The sequence below is a fragment of the Paenibacillus sp. Dod16 genome (assembly GCF_049893405.1).
Classification (GTDB): Bacteria; Bacillota; Bacilli; order Paenibacillales; family Paenibacillaceae; genus Paenibacillus_AQ.
Genome location: NZ_JBNDYG010000005.1, coordinates 124,600 through 141,661, shown reverse-complemented (window position 1 = coordinate 141,661; position 17,062 = coordinate 124,600). Strand labels below are relative to the sequence as shown.

Here is a 17,062-nt window from a genome sequence, read left to right as displayed (position 1 = left end):
TAATGGAGGTCCACGGATTCGATTCGCACCTAGTTATATTTCATGTTCTGGGGTTCTCATGATCCTATCCTCCTGTAGTGATTCAATCATTTCCTTCATATTAAGCGGTTTTTTCATTTTATTTAGAAGTAATTCATCATAAGCGAAATCTCTGCAGCAATCAGTAAGTATTCTATCATTTAATAAGAGAGCATAGTCATTTCTATATACAAAAAAAATAAAAAATATTTCGTTAAACCGAAGTGTATCAGGTATCAAATGTCCAAAACCTTCCCATAATGGTTGTAAAACGGCGAGGCGATGGAAGATGAATCTAGCGGATATGCTCACATATGCCGATATTGGACAGCTTAGCAATATAGCGAATCACTATGATTGTGACGCTAAGCGGAATTCAAAGCATGAACTGATCCAGAGTATTCTGTCCAAGCTCGGACGCAGAGAGTTTTTCGAGGAGCAGGTCAGCAGCTTGTCACCAAGCGATTTGCGTTTTCTGAACAACCTGGCATTTGACACCCGAACAGGCTATAGCCTGGAAGAATTGACGGCTGCGATCCGTCATTCGGCGGAATTGGAGGAGAAAGAGGAACAAGCTTCTTCAAACAAGAAAGCTGCCGCCGCCAAAACGGAAAGTCCGCGTGAGGCGGTCGCACGTTATCGCCGAAGCGGCTGGTTGTTTAACGGCTTTACCCATTCCACCAAGTACTTGTTTCAAGTGCCTTCGGATATGAAGGAGCGGTTTCGTGACGTGCTGCGTGAACGGCTTCATCAAAATCTGGAGCGATTAAGTGATGACCCGGAAGTGTACCGGGATGAGCAGGGGCTCGCCGCAGAAGATCTCATGCTGATTCTTAAATACGTCGGCAGACATGATATCGAGTTGAATCAGGAAGGATTCATGTATAGGCGAAATCAGCAGCAGCTCATGAGTACACTGCATATTTCCGAGCCATTGATTACCAAGGGAGCGTGGAGGTTCGGGTATGGACGCTCGTGCATTGAATATCCCGATCGCTTTGCGCTGCTGTACGATTATGCTTACGCTAAAAAATGGATCAGGGAAAACAACGCCCGGTTGATCCTGACTGAAAGCGGAACTGCGCTTATGGAAGAAGGAAATCAAGTTAGCGTGATACAGATATTCCGCTTTTGGTTAAGACTTTATAAAGGCGCAATTCCCAATATCAATTCTCTTGTATACTGGATCAGTCAATGCGCAAGAGATTGGGTCACCGCAGCCTCTCTTTACGAATCGCTGGGCTGGCTAATCCGTCCTTTCTATTATGACAGTCCACAAAATATTTTGGAGCAGCGGATTATCCGCATGCTGATGCATTTGGGGATGCTCAGAATAGGAGAGAGCCAGACTATGGGGACTACGTACAAAATGACGGCGCTTGGCTTGAAGGCCGCGGAAGCCGGCTTACATATCAGCGATTCGAATGATTTGATTCTCTAGGTTGTTTGGTTACATTCGCAGCAGCCGCAAAAAGTTTTGGAAGTAGAAGCATTTAAAGGGAAAGAATATAAGGTATACGCAAATTTAGTTTGGAGGTGCATCCTAATGGATAAGATGAAGGTTACTTACGAGGTTATGTTAGGTCTGGCGGCCGAAATGGTGTGGGACGAAGCATTGCGCAAGCATCGGAGTGAAGAGCTGTATAAAGAAATTGACGAAGCGCTGGCTTCCGGCGACGAAGTGGCTTTCCGAAACCTGACGGATGAACTGAGGACTTTGAATTGAAGAAATGCTTTAGCGCATTTCTTCTTTTTTTTGCTTTACCCGCCCTTGCACTCGTATAATGATAACGAAATGATGATGAGTGAGCAGAAAGGATGTACCTTGCATGAAATTTAGTGAAGTGGACGAGCAGACTTGGCCGGAACTTAAACCTTTTTTTGATACCTGCCTGATTCCGTTTACCGGATTATCGGGTATGGAAACGCCATGGGAGGCGACAGCTGCGCTTGAACGGCTGCGGGATTTTATGGATTTGGCTGAAATTCCGTTTAAGGGAAGATTGGTTACATATCCTGCTGTACAATATGGAAATACTGAAGATATAAAGCTTCTAAATGAAGTTTGTCACAATGTCAAATCCAGCGGGTTTAAATTTGTTGTTATTATGACTGCGGATGTTGAGCTCTCCAAAGAGGATGTGCCTGATAGCACGCTGGTCCTGTCCCGGCGCAGGTTGGAAGGCAGCGAAGGCATCCCACTGTCAGCCATCGTTGCCGGGCAAATCAGTGAAATGTGGCAGCAGGAAAGCTGAGTCTAAATGTGACAAAAAACCAACAATTTATGAAAGGGCTATTGGAAGCGAACCCAAATTTGGGGTTCAAATTCTTGACGGTCTTGGGAGCCTAAGATATTATTAGTATGTCCTAGTAAGTCGTGTGATTTTAATCATTGATGACACTTAAGAACGGTTGACAAAGGGGGTTGAACACAGAATGAGCAGCAACCACAATGACGAGCATGAAGAATCGCACAATCCACCCCGACAGAAAGAGATGTCCCGCAGACAATTTCTTACATACACGTTGGGCGGTGCCACAGCTTATATGGCTGCTGGAGTAGTTTTGCCAATGCTTCGCTTTGCCGTTGATCCGATTCTTCAAAATAAAGAAGAAGGGTCTTTTGTAAAGGTCGCGGAAGAGAGCAAAATTACCAACGATCCACAGGAATTCCATTTCGAGCTCAAACAGCAGGACGGCTGGTACAACAGTACAGCTACTTTGACGGCGTGGATTCGTAAGAACGATCAGGGTGAAATTGTAGCGCTTTCACCGATCTGTAAGCATTTGGGATGCCTTGTTGGATGGAATAACAACAAAAATTTCCCTGATGAATACCACTGCCCTTGCCACGGTGCGCGTTATACACCGGATGGTAAGAACCTGGCAGTAGCGCCGAAGCCGCTTGACCAGTACGAGACGAAAATCGAGAACGGCTGGATTTACCTCGGCGCCATCGTGCCAAATACCGTAGTTAAATAGGAGGCGTAGATTCAGATGTTGAAGAATGTCTACAACTGGATTGATGAACGTCTCGATATCACGCCGATTTGGAGAGACGTTGCAGACCACGAGGTACCGGAACACGTAAACCCGGCGCATCATTTCTCCGCGTTTGTGTACTGTTTCGGCGGCTTGACGTTTTTTATCACAGTCATCCAGATTCTGTCGGGGATGTTCCTGACGATGTATTATGTACCGGATATCATAAACGCTTACAACAGTGTTGAGTACCTGCAAACGCAGGTTGCTTTCGGACAGATTGTCCGCGGTATGCACCACTGGGGCGCAAGCTTGGTAATCGTGATGATGTTCTTGCATACGATGCGCGTGTTCTTCACCGGCTCTTACAAAGCGCCGCGTGAAATGAACTGGGTTGTTGGTATGCTCATTTTCTTTGTTATGCTCGGTCTTGGTTTGACAGGTTACCTGCTGCCATGGGATAACAAAGCTTACTTCGCTACAAAAGTTACATTGGAGATTGCGAACTCCGTACCTTGGCTTGGACCTATCATTAAAGAATTGCTGCAAGGCGGTACGATCGTAGGCGCCGAAACGTTGACGCGTTTCTTCGCGATTCACGTATTCTTCCTTCCGGCTGTCCTTCTTGCTCTACTGGTAGGACACTTTATCATGATCCGCAGACAAGGTATTTCCGGTCCACTATAAGAAGAAGGGAGGCGCATATTTATGGCACATGGTCATAAATCTGATGAGAAAGTAGTTTATGTCGGCGATTCACGTGTGAAAAAAGGCAGCGGTTGGGTTACGCCGCCGGATTACACCGCTTATCCCGGCAAATCAGAAGCGTTCATTCCTAACTTCTTGTTGAAGGAATGGATGGTTGGTGTAGTTGTACTGGTCGGTTTCCTTGTGCTGACCATCTCGGAGCCGGCTCCGCTCGGTTATCCGGCGGATCCGGGAGCTTCAGTAATCCCGATGCCGGACTGGTACTTCCTGTTCCTGTATGAATACCTGAAGCTTCCATACGCTTCCGGTGATTATGTAGTACTGGGTACGATTGGTGTTTCGGGTGTTGCCTTCGGCGCATTGCTCCTTGTTCCTTTCCTTGATACGGGGAAAGAGCGGCGGTTCTACAAGCGGCCTATTACTTCGGCCCTTATGATTCTGTCGTTATTTGCAGTCATCTATCTGACGAACGCAGCCTGGACGCACTATGTGCATGAGCTGGAAGCTACTGGACAGAAGCCTGAGCATATTCAGCGTGAAGAAGAAGCTCACGAGAAACGTGCAGCCGGTCTTCCGACCTCAAATGCGAAGCAGCCAGAAGACAGCATTGTAGCGATCGTTGATAAGGATAATCCCGCGATGGAAACCTTTAAGACAGCTACCTGTATCTCTTGTCATGCTGCAGATTTGAAAGGGGCATCCGGTCCGTCGCTTCGCGGTGTCGGGGATACCCACACAAAAGAAGAGATCATGGCTATTATTGAAAATGGCCAAGGCGGCATGCCGGCTATGAAAGACATAGCTCTTGGTGCTGGAGTAACCGAAGAACAACTCGATCAGCTGGCTGATTGGCTTGCAAGCCAAAAGGCAGAAGCAGCTGCAGAGTAAGATGCACAGACGAACCTGACCGCATGGCGGTCAGGTTTTTTTAAATGTTAAATATAGATGAAATGTATGTGGGGATTAGGTATAATCGGCATTAGTCGTAAAATGAACAATACAAGGAACAGGACAGGAGGACGGAGCTTGTCGATTTCGTATTTTTGGAGCCGGGAATTTCTAAGCAAGCGATCGATTCTCTGGTTGCTGCTCATATGCAACATCCTTGGAACGATTTATGGATACATATGGTATGGTGGTCAAATGGTCGATACCGTGGATCATGGCTTGCTATGGCAGGTCATATTCGTACCGGACAGCCCGACGGCCAGTTTATTCTTCAGTTTAGCGCTTCTGCTGCTCCTTTACCCGCCTCGGGGGCTTGGGGGCTCTTTATTTCAGCAATTCATTGAGGCGCTGGCGGTCGTTACTTCGGTAAAGTATGGAATATGGGCTGTTGCTATCATATTTGCCGGACAAGCCCAAGGGGATGTGCTGGCATGGCAGGATTGGATGCTCGTTGCTTCACATACGGCGATGGCGGTGGAAGCGTTATTGTTCGTACGATTGTTTCATTATCGCTGGACAGCGCTCACCGGGGCCATTGCATGGACACTGTTGAATGACACCGTAGATTATACGTACGGCGTATTTCCTTGGCTGCCGGGTCAATTATATGATGACCTTTCAGCAGTCGAGTTGTTCACCTATCTTTTGACTCTCTTCAGCGGTTTTGCCGGCTGGATCTTCATGAAATACGGGAATTCCAAACACCGTTAGCCGTGTAGGCAACGCGGTTCTATGAGCATCCCTTCTGCCATACATATACGGTAGGAGGGATGTCCCATGTTTCGAACCTTTCCGAAGCTCCTGCTGTGTCTGTCTGCACTGCTTATGCTGGTTACCGTCAGCATGGGTGATTCTGTATGGGCTACCCCGGCAAATGAACAGTCGGAGACTTCGCCCGCCGCATCCATACAGGCCAAGGCGCTGAACAAGGAAGTAGAGCAGCTATACCGTCATGTGGAGGAAGGCAATGTACAAGCCGTGCTGGAGGATATTCGCCGGGTATCCGGGTTGTTTGAGGCTTCGTCATTTCAGGGGTTGACCGGTGTAGAAGGTATTCATGTCTTGGCTGCGAGTATTTTGGAGATGAAAGAAGCCACGGCACGGGCTACGCAGGAGCCGCAGCACTGGATGGTGTCCGCAGGTAAACTCCGTATGGCAACCGATAGCCTGATCCATGTCAAAGATGCGTTATGGCTGCAATATTACAAGGTCATACGTGAAGATTTGAGGGTCATGGGGGAATATGCTGCTCAGCAGGATCAGGCTGGCATGAGACGAGCGTATGCCAGCCTCAGTGAACATTATGAACTCATCCGTCCTTCCGTTGTCATACAGCGAAAGCCTGAGGATGTCAACATGATGGAGTCCTGGATATCCTATGCAGGGGGTCTGGTGTCATCGGGGGACACGGCACAGGTGCAAAAAGTGGTTTCGCAGGGCGAGGAAATGATCAACACGTTGTTTGGCAAGAAAAAGGATGAACCTGCCCTAGCTCCGCTGGGAGAGGTCAAGGAGCCATGGACCTGGCAGCTGGTCATCGGCGCTTTCATTTTGGCGGCATTAACGTTTGCGGGATACCGCAAATACCGTGGTCAGCTGTATAGCTCAAAACCAATGTTCCCTCGCAAAATGTAGGCGGGAATCCATAGCAGTTCCGATTGTGGCCCGGTGCGAACCGGGCTATTCCTCTTTAAACCCTTCGCCATGCACATCATTGACATCATTAATGATAATAAATGCCCGAGGGTCCAACGATTTGGCGATTCCCGTTAAACGGCGAATTTCCTGCCGGGATACGACGCAGTATACCATATGCTTGGCTTGCTTGGAGTACGCGCCGATGGCGGGGATTAGCGTAACCCCACGATCCATCTCGGTTGATATGCGATGGGCGAGTTCGGGCCCCTGATCACTGATGATGGTGAAGGCTTTGGCGGCATAAGCGCCTTCCTGAATGAAATCGATGACCTTGGAAGCGATGAATACGGCGACGAGGGTATACAATATCCGCTCGAGCGGGATAAAGAATAAGGAAAGCCCGATGATCAAGATATCCAGGGATAGAATAATTTGGCCCATGCTGAAGCCGAATTTCCGGTTAATGATTCTGGCAATAATGTCTGAACCGCCCGTCGTACCGCCAAACCGGAACACAATGCCGAGCCCAGCCCCCAATGTGACACCTGCGTAGAGCGCAGCAAGAATATAATCCTGTTCGGTGTGAAACGGCACAACATAACCGCGGTCGATCAACGCTTCAAACAGCCACAGAAACAGGGTTAATGAGGCAATGCCGAGACCTGTGTATATAGACTGGCGTTTACCGAGAATTTTCATGCCGACCAAGAATAGCGGGATATTGAGCGCCATGGTTGAGATGGACGGCGATATGTTAAAGGCATAGTTAAGCAGTACGGTAATGCCGGTGACGCCCCCCTCCATGAGCTCATTCGGAATGATGAAATACATAAGGCCGAATGCGTAAATGGCGGAGCCGGCGATGATCGGAATGATCGTTTGAAGCTGATGAAGCCATTTGGACGTTTTCATAAGACCCCTCGCATTCCCGATGGTGGATATTACCCGTATGTCTGGGTTGCTCGTACACCTACCTAGTATGTGCCGATCATGTCCCAGCCATAAAAAATTATTTGTTTTCAAATCCGCTTTACGATAACATAGGTTTAAAACCAATCGCTTGTCATGAGAGAATGCTGCTTCAGCTTGGATTTACAAGTTGAGGCAGACTGTGCAGTGAAGGGAGTTATAGAATCTTGGGAAAATCAATGGCTGAAATGCAGCAGGAAGTCGATCAATACATATCACAATTCAAGGAAGGTTATTTCAGTCCTTTATCCATGATGGCCCGGATGTCGGAAGAGGTGGGCGAGCTCGCCAGAGAGGTTAATCATCAGTTCGGAGAAAAACCGAAGAAAGCGGATGAAGCAGACAATTCCATCGAAATGGAACTTGGAGATATATTGTTTATTACGATTTGTTTTGCCAATTCCCTTGGCATTGATCTCGCGGAAGCGCATTCGAAAGTCATGCATAAATTTGCGACGCGTGATGCCGATCGTTGGACGAAAATAAACACCGATTAGGCTGTTGCTACATATGCTGTACCAAACCCGCTGTGGGGAGGGACAGCCCGTGAAACCTGAAAGTTATATACAAAAAGCATATCGATGCATACTTCAGAATGATTTCGAAGAGGCGTTACGTTGGTTTGAGCAAGCGATCATTGCGAATCCGGGAGATGCGGAAGTGCATTACCGATGCTCCATTACCTACGGCAGAAGCAACAAACTCGAGATGGCGATTACTCACGCGGAAGAAGCCGTCAGGCTGCAGCCGGACAAACCGGAATATGCGCTTCACTTACAGCATATCAAGGCGGCGGAGCTGGTGCAGCGTGCCAGAAAAATGGTCGAGAATCGCAAGGATGTAACCAAGTCCGAGCTCTATCAGGCCGTGTCTCATCTGAAATCAGCCGTTGCGATGGACCCTTTATACGCCCAGGCCTACGTATGGCTTGCTCTGGTCTACAGCGAACTTGATGAGCATGCGCGCGCCATTTCCACGCTAAAAGAGGTCATTTCATTGTACCCGCAGGAGAGTGGGCTTCAGCATATTATGGAGGAACTCAAACAGCGCTTGAAATCATATATGCAGGATACAGCATCGGATTGAAAGTGAGGACATGTAAAAATGGCAAACAAATGGACAGTTGCGGTCGTCGGTGCCGGCGGCCGTATGGGTAAAGAAGTAGTGAAGCTTGTTTTGGGCGATGATGAACTGGAACTGGTTGCCGCTGTCGGCCGATCGGATGCAGGTGCTGATGCAGGGACGCTTGTGGGTCTTCCTGCCTGCGGCATTACGGTGACTTCCGATCTGGAGATGGCGCTGGTCGAATCGAAACCGGATGTCATGGTTGATTTTACAGCACCGCAGTTTGCCTATACCAACACGGCTCTGGCCATTAAGCACGGCGTGCGTCCGATCATGGGCACAACCGGCTTCACGCCAGAGCAAATCGAAGAGTTGGACAAGCAGTGTGCGGAGCAGAATATCGGCGGTTTGATCGCTCCGAACTTCTCCATCGGAGCGATCCTGATGATGAAGTTTGCCGCTGCGGCTGCCAAATATTTGCCTCATGTTGAAATCATTGAAACTCATGGCGACCAGAAGCTTGATGCGCCTTCCGGAACATCGATCAAAACAGCGGAAATGATTGCCGCAAACCGCGAGGAGATCCGGCAGGGCAATCCGAAGGAAGAAGAGGTCATCGAGGGCGCCAGAGGCGGGTATTATAACGGCTTCCGTATTCACAGTGTTCGTCTGCCGGGTGTATTTGCCCAGCAGGAAGTTATATTTGGCGGTTACGGGCAGAGCTTGAAGATTCGACATGATTCCTATGAGCGTGCAGCTTATATGCCAGGCGTGAAGATGGCTATAGAGAAGGTAATGGGGTACACTGGCTTGGTCTATGGATTTGATCATTTTATCGACTAACATAGGGGAGAAATTACTATGAATATTGCATTTATCGCTCATGACCGTAAAAAAGAGGAAATGGTCAATTTCGTAATCGCGTATGAAAATGTATTCGAAGATCATAATCTTTACTCAACGGGAACGACGGGAACCCGTATTATGGAGCAAACCAAGCTTAGCATTCACCGTTTTGCTTCAGGGCCGCTTGGCGGCGACCAGCAGATTGGCGCACTCGTTGCGGACAATGAGATGGATCTGATCATTTTTTTGCGGGATCCTTTGATGGCACAGCCTCATGAACCGGACATTAACGCACTTCTTCGTTTGTGCGACGTGCAGGGAATTCCGCTTGCTACCAATGTGGCAACGGCCGAGATTCTTGTTAAAGCGCTGGACCGTGGCGATTTTGCATGGCGGGAACTCGTTCATAAATACAAACCGGGTGTGGATAGCTAATGAACAGCCAACTGGATATTTTAATTTTCGGAGCACACGCAGACGATGCCGAGATCGGAATGGCAGGAACGATTGCGAAGCATACGGCAGCGGGACTGTCGGTCGGGATCTGTGATCTGACGCAGGCCGAGATGTCGTCCAACGGCACGGTCGACCTTCGCAAGAAGGAGGCAGACCAGGCTGCCCGTATTCTGGATCTCAAGGTCCGTACGAATCTGGGACTGCCGGACCGCGGCTTATTTGTGACGCCGGAGAACATTGAGACGGTCACAGCCGAGATTCGCAAGTTTGCTCCCTCGATTGTGTTTGCTCCTTACTGGGAGGATCGCCATCCGGACCATGTGGCTTGCAGCCGATTGGTTGAGGAAGCGGTATTTAATGCCAAGCTTCGTCGTTACATGCCCGAGCAGCCGCCGGTTAAGGTGGACGAGCTTTATTTTTATTTCATTAATGATATCGGAAGAACGGACCTGGTCGTTGACGTTACGGATCATTACGCTGTTAAGGAGCAGGCCCTGTCTTGCTACCGTTCCCAGTTCCAAAAGGCTGAAGAAGATGCAGTCTCTACCCCGCTGACCGAGGGGTACATAGAGCGTGTGCGGGCCAGGGATTCACTGCTTGGAGCGCGCAGGCTTATTCCTTATGCAGAAGGTTTCGCTTGTAAAAGTCCGTATGTTGTTCATCTATTCGGCTCCAAGCAGGCATAATATATAGAGGCGTACGTAAAGGAGGCCTGACATGAATCAACAACCATTAAAAATCGGCATTACCTGTTACCCTTCATTGGGCGGGTCGGGCGTGGTGGCGACAGAGCTGGGGAAACTCCTGGCCGAGCAAGGCCACCAGGTTCATTTTATTGCTCACAGCATTCCGTTCCGGTTAGGAACTTTCCATAAAAATATTTTTTATCATGAAGTTGAAGTGAATGACTACTATGTGTTCCGATACCCGCCATATGATTTGTCGCTAGCGACAAAGATGGCTCAAGTAGCCAAAATGCAGCAGCTTGATGTGCTTCATGTGCACTATGCGGTGCCGCATGCCGTGTGTGCCTTCTTGGCAAAGCAGATGGTCGGAGATCAACTGAAGGTCGTCACGACGCTGCACGGAACCGATATTACGGTTCTGGCGCAGGATGAATCGCTGAAGGACCTGATTCGGCTCGCAATTAACGAAAGTGATGCCGTTACGGCTGTCTCCCAGGATCTCATTCGAGAAACGCGGGAGCTGCTGGATATTAGCCGGGATATTGACCTTACCTACAATTTTGTGGATCCCCGGGTGTATTATCCGCGGGATTCGAAATCGCTGCGTAAAGACTATGCAGATGAGAATGAAAAGATTTTGATGCATATTTCCAACTTCCGTCCGGTAAAACGGGTAGCAGACGTCCTGGAAATATTCGCGCAGGTCCAGGAACAGGTACCGGCGAAACTGCTGCTTGTCGGGGAAGGGCCGGAGCTTCCGAAAATCCAATGCCGGATCAATGAGCTGGGACTCGGCAGCAAGGTGCATTTTCTAGGCAAACAAGATGAAATTGCGCACGTGATATCGATGGCCGATGTGCTGCTGCTTCCTTCCGAGAAAGAAAGCTTTGGACTGGTCGCTCTGGAAGCGATGGCCTGCGGAGTGCCTACCGTCGGCTCCACGGCAGGCGGGATTCCCGAGTTGATTACACATGGCGAAACCGGATATTTGGCTCCCATCGGAGACACCTATTCAATGGCCCAGCATGTGCTTGAAATACTAAAGGATGAAGCGCTTAGTGAGCGGCTTCGCAAGGCTTGTCTCCATCGTTCTAAGACGATGTTCTGCAATGAATTGATACGGGGCAAGTACGAAGAAATATATTACCGAGTATTGGGACGGGAGGTTAGCGAGCTGAAGCCGGTCTGCGGCTAAGCTCGACCCTCTCGTTGTTTTTCGGATAAAGGAACGGGAAACTATGGCAGATATGTTTAATTCAATACGATGGCGCAACGCGGATTCTGATATGGCTGAGCGGAGTGCGGACGTGGTCCGGACTCTGCTTCGGCATGGACATGAAGCGTATTGGGTCGGAGGCTGTGTCCGTGATGAATACATGGGACGCAGGGTTAATGATATGGATATAACGACCTCCGCCTTGCCCGAAGTCACCTGTTCCATCTTTCCCAAGGTTATTCCTACAGGAATCAAGCATGGGACCGTGACGGTGCTGATGGAAGGCCAGTCTTTTGAAGTGACGACGTATCGTGTGGAGAGCGGTTATGAGGACCACCGTCATCCAACGGAGGTTGCTTTCGTCGAAGAAGTAACGGAGGATTTGCGACGGCGTGATTTTACGATGAACGCAATGGCCCGAGGGATTGATGGCTCCTGGGTGGATCCGTTTGGCGGACGGGCGGATATTGACAGGCAGGTGATCCGCTGCGTGGGCGATGCACGCCTCCGTTTCCGCGAAGACGCCCTGCGCATGGTTCGCTGCATCCGTTTCGCTTCCGTATTCGGGTTCTCCATCGCTGTGCATACATGGAGAGGGATTCTCTCGGAGAGAGACACCTTAAGCTGGATTGCGATGGAACGCATTCGCAGTGAATTTGAAAAGATTTTAACAAGTCCGGCCCCCTTACGCGGATTGGAGCTGTTTGTCCGCAGCGGCTTGTACGCCCGAATGAAAGCGCCCTTTCCATATACCGGGCATGATACGAAAGCGATCGAAGCCATGAATGGGATCAAGGCGGAGCACGCTACGATCCGCTGGGCGCTGCTGCTGCTTGCCTGCGGCATTTCAGTCCAGGAAGCAGAGGAGCTGCTACGATCGTGGACGTTCTCCAATAAGCAGCGGGAAGCCATCGTTAAGCTGCTCGCGCTTCATGAGTCCTATCGGCAAAAGCAGGAAGTGGAAGCTACCGAGAGCGCCAGGCACCGATGGATTAAGCTGGTCCTCGTCCACGGAGCCGAGGCTGCTCAAGGCTGGTTGCAGCTGCAGAAGGCGTTGAACCAAACGGGAGCGGCCTCAGCTTCATTAAGCGTAATTGGACAGCTTGACGGTTGGCTTCGGGAACTCCGAATTCGGAGTTTGAAGGATTTGGCCATTACCGGAAACGAACTGCTTGAAACGCTGGACAAGCGTGGAGGCCCATGGCTAGGAGAACTTCTCGGGCAATTGCTGGAGAAAGCGGCGGCCGGTTTAATTAACAACGATAAGGAATCGTTGATTGAAGAAGCAAAGCGGGTGGTAATTCATAATGAAGGATTATGATCAAGACAATACGCTTCTGAAAATGTTCCAGGAGCATTCCGGGCAATTTTTGTCCGGAGAAGAGATCAGTCGTAAATTGTCCATCAGCCGGACGGCCGTATGGAAGCAGATCAATAAGCTCCGTCAATGGGGATATGATTTTGAGGCCGTTCCGCGGCTTGGCTACCGCATGATCGATGAACCGGACAAACTGAGCGTGGAGCAATTGACAGCGGGGATGACCAGTCAAACCTTCGGTAAAACGCTGAAGCTGCTTGACAAAACGACATCCACTCAGGAAGATGCCCGGCAATTGGCGGAGGAAGGGGCAGCCGAAGGCACGCTTGTGATCTCGGAAGAGCAGACAGGCGGTCGCGGAAGGATGGGAAGGAAATTCCATTCTCCCAGAGGTAAAGGCATATGGATGAGCTTGGTGCTCAGACCGAAGCAGCCGCTGCATTTAACCCAGCAGCTGACCTTATTGACAGGCGTAGCGGTGTGCCGTGCGATTACGAAATGCGCCGGTGTGCAGACCGATATTAAATGGCCAAACGACATTCTGTTTCAGGGAAAAAAGGTTTGCGGCATTCTGCTGGAGTCTGCAACAGAAGACGAAAGGGTGCGCTACTGCATAGCCGGTATCGGAATCAGTGCCAATCTGAAGGAATCGGATTTTCCGGAGGAACTGCGCGGCGTTGCGACTTCGATTCGCATGGCTGGCGGAGCAACCGTCAACCGGACAGGGCTGATCCAGTCCATTATGGCGGAGATGGAGGTTTTATATGAATTGTACAACGAGCAGGGCTTCGAGCCTATTGCCTCTCTCTGGGAAGCATTATCCGGCACGGTGGGCAGGGAAGTTCAAGTGCAGACGGCCCGTGACCGTTTTAGCGGGATTGCCACAGGACTCAACCGAGACGGCGCGCTGCTGGTTCGCAATCATGATGATGAGCTAATCCCCGTATATTCCGGTGAAATTCTTTTTGATACCAGGTAAATGAAACATGGTGAAATCGTGGCTCAAATTTGTTATACTATGACCAAGAGGCGGTATCGTCATAAGCGAATTGCACTCTTCAGCAAATAGCAATGAACAGTATTATTTTTTAGAACACCTTCATAACTGTTATGCCGGTTACGTTGGATTCTGCTCTGAGCCGAAAGGACCGAGACAGAAGGGACGATCGCGAGTGACTCTTTTTTGCCTTTCGGACTTTTTAGCAAGTATGTGCTAAAAGGTTTTTTTATTGTGTCTAACTTATTTACACAAAGGAGGCTGTGTCACAATGGCAGGCAAACAACCACTGAACATCGTAAAGATGAAGAACATGAAGAAGAAGGGTGTACCGATCACCATGCTGACCGCGTATGATTATCCTTCCGCCAAGCTGGCGGAGGAAGCGGATATTGATATGATATTGGTAGGCGATTCCCTCGGTAATGTCGTGCTTGGCTATAACTCCACCATTCCGGTAACGCTTGACGACATGGTATACCATACCCGTGCAGTCGCTCGTGGAGCGGAAGATACGTTCATCGTAGCGGATATGCCGTTTATGACCTATCACGGAGATATTGATGAAAGTCTTCGCGGGGTGCGGAGATTGATGCAGGAAGGCCATGCGCATGCCGTGAAAATGGAGGGCGGAGAAGAAATCGCCGGCACCGTGAAACGGATTGTACAGTCCGGCGTACCGGTGCTGGGCCATATCGGGCTGACGCCTCAGTCGGTGAATCAGATTGGCGGCTACCGCATACAGGGCAAGGATGCCCAAGACGCGCAGCGGCTCATGAATGATGCGAAGGCACTTGAAGCGGCTGGAGCATTTGCCATTGTATTGGAGCTGGTTACGGAAGAGGCAGCGGCGGAAATTTCCAAAGCGCTGAGCATACCGACGATTGGCATCGGAGCGGGCCGCTACTGTGACGGTCAGGTGCTGGTATTCCATGATATATTGAAGTACGCGTCCCCTTATCGGGACAAACGTTTCGTGAAAACCTACGCCGATGTCGGCTCCATCATTCGAGAAGGCATCACGCAGTACGTAAAGGAAGTGAAGGACCGCTCATTCCCGGCAGAGGAGCATGTCTTTAAGGCCGAGAATGATGCAGGTTCCGAAACGACAACCACATTATATGGGAGTCAAAAGGAGAAGGTGGGCACGACATCATGAAAGTGATTCGCACCATTGCGGAATTAAGATCAGAACTTAAGGACCGCCGAGAATCCGGCAGTGGTCCGGTAGGACTTGTGCCTACGATGGGTTATTTGCATGAAGGTCACGCAAGCCTGATGCGCAAGGCGCGGGAAATGGCAGGTACGGTGGTCGTCAGTATCTTTGTCAATCCGATTCAATTCGGACCGGGCGAGGATTATGAGACCTACCCTCGGGATGAGGCACGCGATCTGGCGTTGGCCGAATCCGAAGGGGTGAATGTGGTTTTTATTCCCACGGTTCAGGAAATGTATCCCCAGCCGACCAAAACGAAGATTGCCGTATCGGAAATTACGTCATTGTTGTGCGGGGCCTCCCGTCCCGGGCATTTTGACGGTGTTACCACGGTTGTTAATAAATTGTTTAATATCGTAAAACCTGACTATGCATTCTTCGGAATGAAGGATGCCCAGCAGGTGGCCGTGATTGAGCAAATGGTACAGGACTTGAACATGGACGTGACCATCGTGCCTTGTCCGATCATTCGCGAAGCTGACGGCCTTGCTCTAAGCTCGCGCAACGTGTATTTGAAGCCGGAAGAGCGGGAACAGGCACTTGTGCTGTCGGGCTCATTACGGACGGCTCAGGAGGCAATCCGGCAGGGACAAGCGACGACGGCAGGAGAGATCCGTGTGTTTCTTCGGGATTATATATCCCGGTCCCCGCTCGCAGACATTGATTATGCAGAATTGCTCACTTTCCCGGAACTTGTTCCTGTGGAAGATTCATATCGCATTGCGGATGAAGGCAGAACCGTCATTATGGCGCTGGCCGTACGATTTGGCCGTACCCGCCTCATTGACAATGCGTTACTTCAACCAAAAGTAGGGGGATCCCATGTTTAGAACAATGATGAAATCCAAAATCCACCGCGCGACGGTGACGGAAGCCAATCTGAACTATGTGGGCAGCATTACCATTGATGAGGATCTAATGGAGGCTGCAGACCTTCTGGAGAATGAAAAAGTTCAAATCGTGAACAATAACAATGGCGCCCGTTTGGAAACGTACGTGATCAAAGGCGAACGCGGCAGCGGCGTGATTTGCCTGAACGGGGCAGCTGCAAGGCTTGTACAGCCTGGCGACAACGTCATCATCATTTCTTACGCCATGATGTCCAAAGAGGAATACGACAATCACACCCCGACGGTCGTGATCGTTGACGAATTGAATAAGCCGGTAAACACGGAATACCGTGAGGTTCACGCCGCGGTTCTCTAAAGGTCTCCTAAGAACCAAAATGTGTCGGGACCTTAAAGGGATGAAAAGACCGTCTTCTACAGAAAATGAGTGCAGGTCGACGCACTGATCTCATTTTTCCGCTAAGGGTGGGATGCAGCTATGTTTCAACATGTATTCGCTGAAATGAACAACATGTTAGATGAAATTGTGAAGCATTACCCTTCTGCTCAAGGTCCCCAAAAACAGGCGCTGGTACAAAACTGGAACATGCTCAAAAGCATGAGCGAGGGCATTATCGAGGAATGGCTCCATTTTGAAGAGAAGATGGCCATCTTCCGCGAGAGTGCCGCCTCGCCTCCTGTTTTTCCACCGACCGAAGCGCCTGAATTGCAGCTTGATGCATTTATTCGCGGTCAAGGTTATTACAAGTTGTTGATGTTCCAGCCGGCCATACAGCAGTTTGAGGCGGCCGCCACCGTATTTCCGGATAGCCTTCTGATCAAGCTGTATATTGCGATGTCCCTTCTTTATTTGGGGCAAACCATACCAGCATCCGAAGTATTGGTGTCCATCCTGCCCCTGGCAGACAACAAGAAGATGCGGGCGATGATTTACAATGCGCTTGGATGCATCGAGGTGTTGAATGGACAGCAAGGGAAGGCCGAGGAGCATTTCGCACTGGCGATACACAGCGACCCGACGCTTCCTGACCCCATTATCAATTTGGAGGTCTGCAAGCAGAATCGCGGGGAACTCCAGTACGGCAGCCAATTGATCTCTTTGCTGTAAAAATCAAGCCAAAACAAGAAGCGATGTCAGAGCTCATCCTTGA

21 protein-coding genes are annotated in these 17,062 nt (G+C 49.8%); 20 read left to right on the top strand and 1 reads right to left on the bottom strand.

All coding sequences use genetic code 11. The annotated features are described in order from the left end of the window. Positions 1-307 precede the first annotated feature (307 nt). From ACPV3A_RS05380 to ACPV3A_RS05345, 8 genes are all read left to right on the top strand, one after another. Positions 308-1,459 (top strand): hypothetical protein, encoded by a 1,152-nt coding sequence (locus ACPV3A_RS05380; RefSeq protein ID WP_194541949.1) that lies wholly within the window; start codon positions 308-310, stop codon positions 1,457-1,459. A 105-nt stretch (positions 1,460-1,564) separates the two neighbouring features. Continuing rightward, positions 1,565-1,744: an IDEAL domain-containing protein gene (locus ACPV3A_RS05375; RefSeq protein WP_006209497.1), complete on the top strand. Its 180-nt coding sequence runs from the start codon at positions 1,565-1,567 to the stop codon at positions 1,742-1,744. A 103-nt stretch (positions 1,745-1,847) separates the two neighbouring features. Continuing rightward, positions 1,848-2,273 carry a DUF2487 family protein gene (locus ACPV3A_RS05370; protein WP_220685833.1) on the top strand — a complete coding sequence of 142 codons (426 nt, stop codon included), beginning with the start codon at positions 1,848-1,850 and terminating at the stop codon, positions 2,271-2,273. 181 nt (positions 2,274-2,454) lie between these two features. Next, positions 2,455-3,000, top strand: a complete 546-nt coding sequence (locus tag ACPV3A_RS05365) for a ubiquinol-cytochrome c reductase iron-sulfur subunit (protein ID WP_015734548.1) — start codon at positions 2,455-2,457, stop codon at positions 2,998-3,000. Between the two features lie 15 nt (positions 3,001-3,015). Further along, entirely contained in the window at positions 3,016-3,687 is a 672-nt protein-coding gene (qcrB, locus tag ACPV3A_RS05360) for a menaquinol-cytochrome c reductase cytochrome b subunit (protein ID WP_006209500.1), read from the top strand. Positions 3,688-3,708: 21 nt separating this feature from the next. Beyond that, complete coding sequence (locus ACPV3A_RS05355; RefSeq protein ID WP_194541951.1) at positions 3,709-4,596, top strand: menaquinol-cytochrome c reductase cytochrome b/c subunit; 888 nt, start codon at positions 3,709-3,711, stop codon at positions 4,594-4,596. Between the two features lie 138 nt (positions 4,597-4,734). Next, positions 4,735-5,367, top strand: a complete 633-nt coding sequence (locus ACPV3A_RS05350) for a DUF1405 domain-containing protein (RefSeq protein ID WP_194541952.1) — start codon at positions 4,735-4,737, stop codon at positions 5,365-5,367. Between the two features lie 66 nt (positions 5,368-5,433). Continuing rightward, entirely contained in the window at positions 5,434-6,291 is an 858-nt protein-coding gene (locus ACPV3A_RS05345; RefSeq protein ID WP_426198411.1) for a sporulation protein YpjB, read from the top strand. 45 nt (positions 6,292-6,336) lie between these two features. Here ACPV3A_RS05345 and ACPV3A_RS05340 read toward each other — a convergent pair whose 3' ends face one another. Continuing rightward, positions 6,337-7,206 carry a YitT family protein gene (locus tag ACPV3A_RS05340; protein WP_426198410.1) on the bottom strand — a complete coding sequence of 290 codons (870 nt, stop codon included), beginning with the start codon at positions 7,204-7,206 and terminating at the stop codon, positions 6,337-6,339. Positions 7,207-7,430: 224 nt separating this feature from the next. Between ACPV3A_RS05340 and ACPV3A_RS05335 the strand changes: the two genes are divergently transcribed. From ACPV3A_RS05335 to ACPV3A_RS05280, 12 genes are all read left to right on the top strand, one after another. Continuing rightward, positions 7,431-7,760 (top strand): nucleotide pyrophosphohydrolase, encoded by a 330-nt coding sequence (locus ACPV3A_RS05335; protein ID WP_426198409.1) that lies wholly within the window; start codon positions 7,431-7,433, stop codon positions 7,758-7,760. Between the two features lie 49 nt (positions 7,761-7,809). Continuing rightward, complete coding sequence (locus tag ACPV3A_RS05330) at positions 7,810-8,349, top strand: tetratricopeptide repeat protein (protein WP_071218386.1); 540 nt, start codon at positions 7,810-7,812, stop codon at positions 8,347-8,349. A gap of 18 nt (positions 8,350-8,367) precedes the next feature. Next, a complete protein-coding gene (gene dapB / locus ACPV3A_RS05325) occupies positions 8,368-9,171 on the top strand; it encodes a 4-hydroxy-tetrahydrodipicolinate reductase (RefSeq protein ID WP_426198408.1) in 804 nt (267 codons plus the stop codon). An 18-nt stretch (positions 9,172-9,189) separates the two neighbouring features. Continuing rightward, complete coding sequence (gene mgsA / locus ACPV3A_RS05320) at positions 9,190-9,609, top strand: methylglyoxal synthase (RefSeq protein WP_071218384.1); 420 nt, start codon at positions 9,190-9,192, stop codon at positions 9,607-9,609. Then, entirely contained in the window at positions 9,609-10,316 is a 708-nt protein-coding gene (bshB1, locus tag ACPV3A_RS05315) for a bacillithiol biosynthesis deacetylase BshB1 (RefSeq protein WP_426198407.1), read from the top strand. Before mgsA ends, bshB1 begins: the two co-directional genes overlap by 1 nt. A 31-nt stretch (positions 10,317-10,347) precedes the next feature. After that, positions 10,348-11,511: an N-acetyl-alpha-D-glucosaminyl L-malate synthase BshA gene (gene bshA, locus ACPV3A_RS05310; RefSeq protein ID WP_194541956.1), complete on the top strand. Its 1,164-nt coding sequence runs from the start codon at positions 10,348-10,350 to the stop codon at positions 11,509-11,511. A gap of 43 nt (positions 11,512-11,554) precedes the next feature. Continuing rightward, on the top strand, positions 11,555-12,853 hold the full coding sequence (locus ACPV3A_RS05305) for a CCA tRNA nucleotidyltransferase (protein WP_426198406.1): 1,299 nt from the start codon (positions 11,555-11,557) through the stop codon (positions 12,851-12,853). After that, the gene (locus ACPV3A_RS05300) at positions 12,840-13,829 is read left to right on the top strand and encodes a biotin--[acetyl-CoA-carboxylase] ligase (protein WP_426198405.1); all 990 of its coding nucleotides are present in this window, start codon (positions 12,840-12,842) and stop codon (positions 13,827-13,829) included. The genes ACPV3A_RS05305 and ACPV3A_RS05300 overlap by 14 nt, the downstream gene beginning before the upstream one ends. A 289-nt stretch (positions 13,830-14,118) precedes the next feature. Continuing rightward, entirely contained in the window at positions 14,119-15,006 is an 888-nt protein-coding gene (gene panB, locus ACPV3A_RS05295; protein ID WP_426198404.1) for a 3-methyl-2-oxobutanoate hydroxymethyltransferase, read from the top strand. After that, complete coding sequence (panC, locus tag ACPV3A_RS05290; RefSeq protein ID WP_426198403.1) at positions 15,003-15,893, top strand: pantoate--beta-alanine ligase; 891 nt, start codon at positions 15,003-15,005, stop codon at positions 15,891-15,893. The genes panB and panC overlap by 4 nt, the downstream gene beginning before the upstream one ends. Then, positions 15,886-16,269 (top strand): aspartate 1-decarboxylase, encoded by a 384-nt coding sequence (panD, locus tag ACPV3A_RS05285; protein WP_071218377.1) that lies wholly within the window; start codon positions 15,886-15,888, stop codon positions 16,267-16,269. The genes panC and panD overlap by 8 nt, the downstream gene beginning before the upstream one ends. 120 nt (positions 16,270-16,389) lie before the next feature. Then, positions 16,390-17,019 carry a hypothetical protein gene (locus ACPV3A_RS05280; protein WP_426198402.1) on the top strand — a complete coding sequence of 210 codons (630 nt, stop codon included), beginning with the start codon at positions 16,390-16,392 and terminating at the stop codon, positions 17,017-17,019. Positions 17,020-17,062 lie beyond the last annotated feature (43 nt).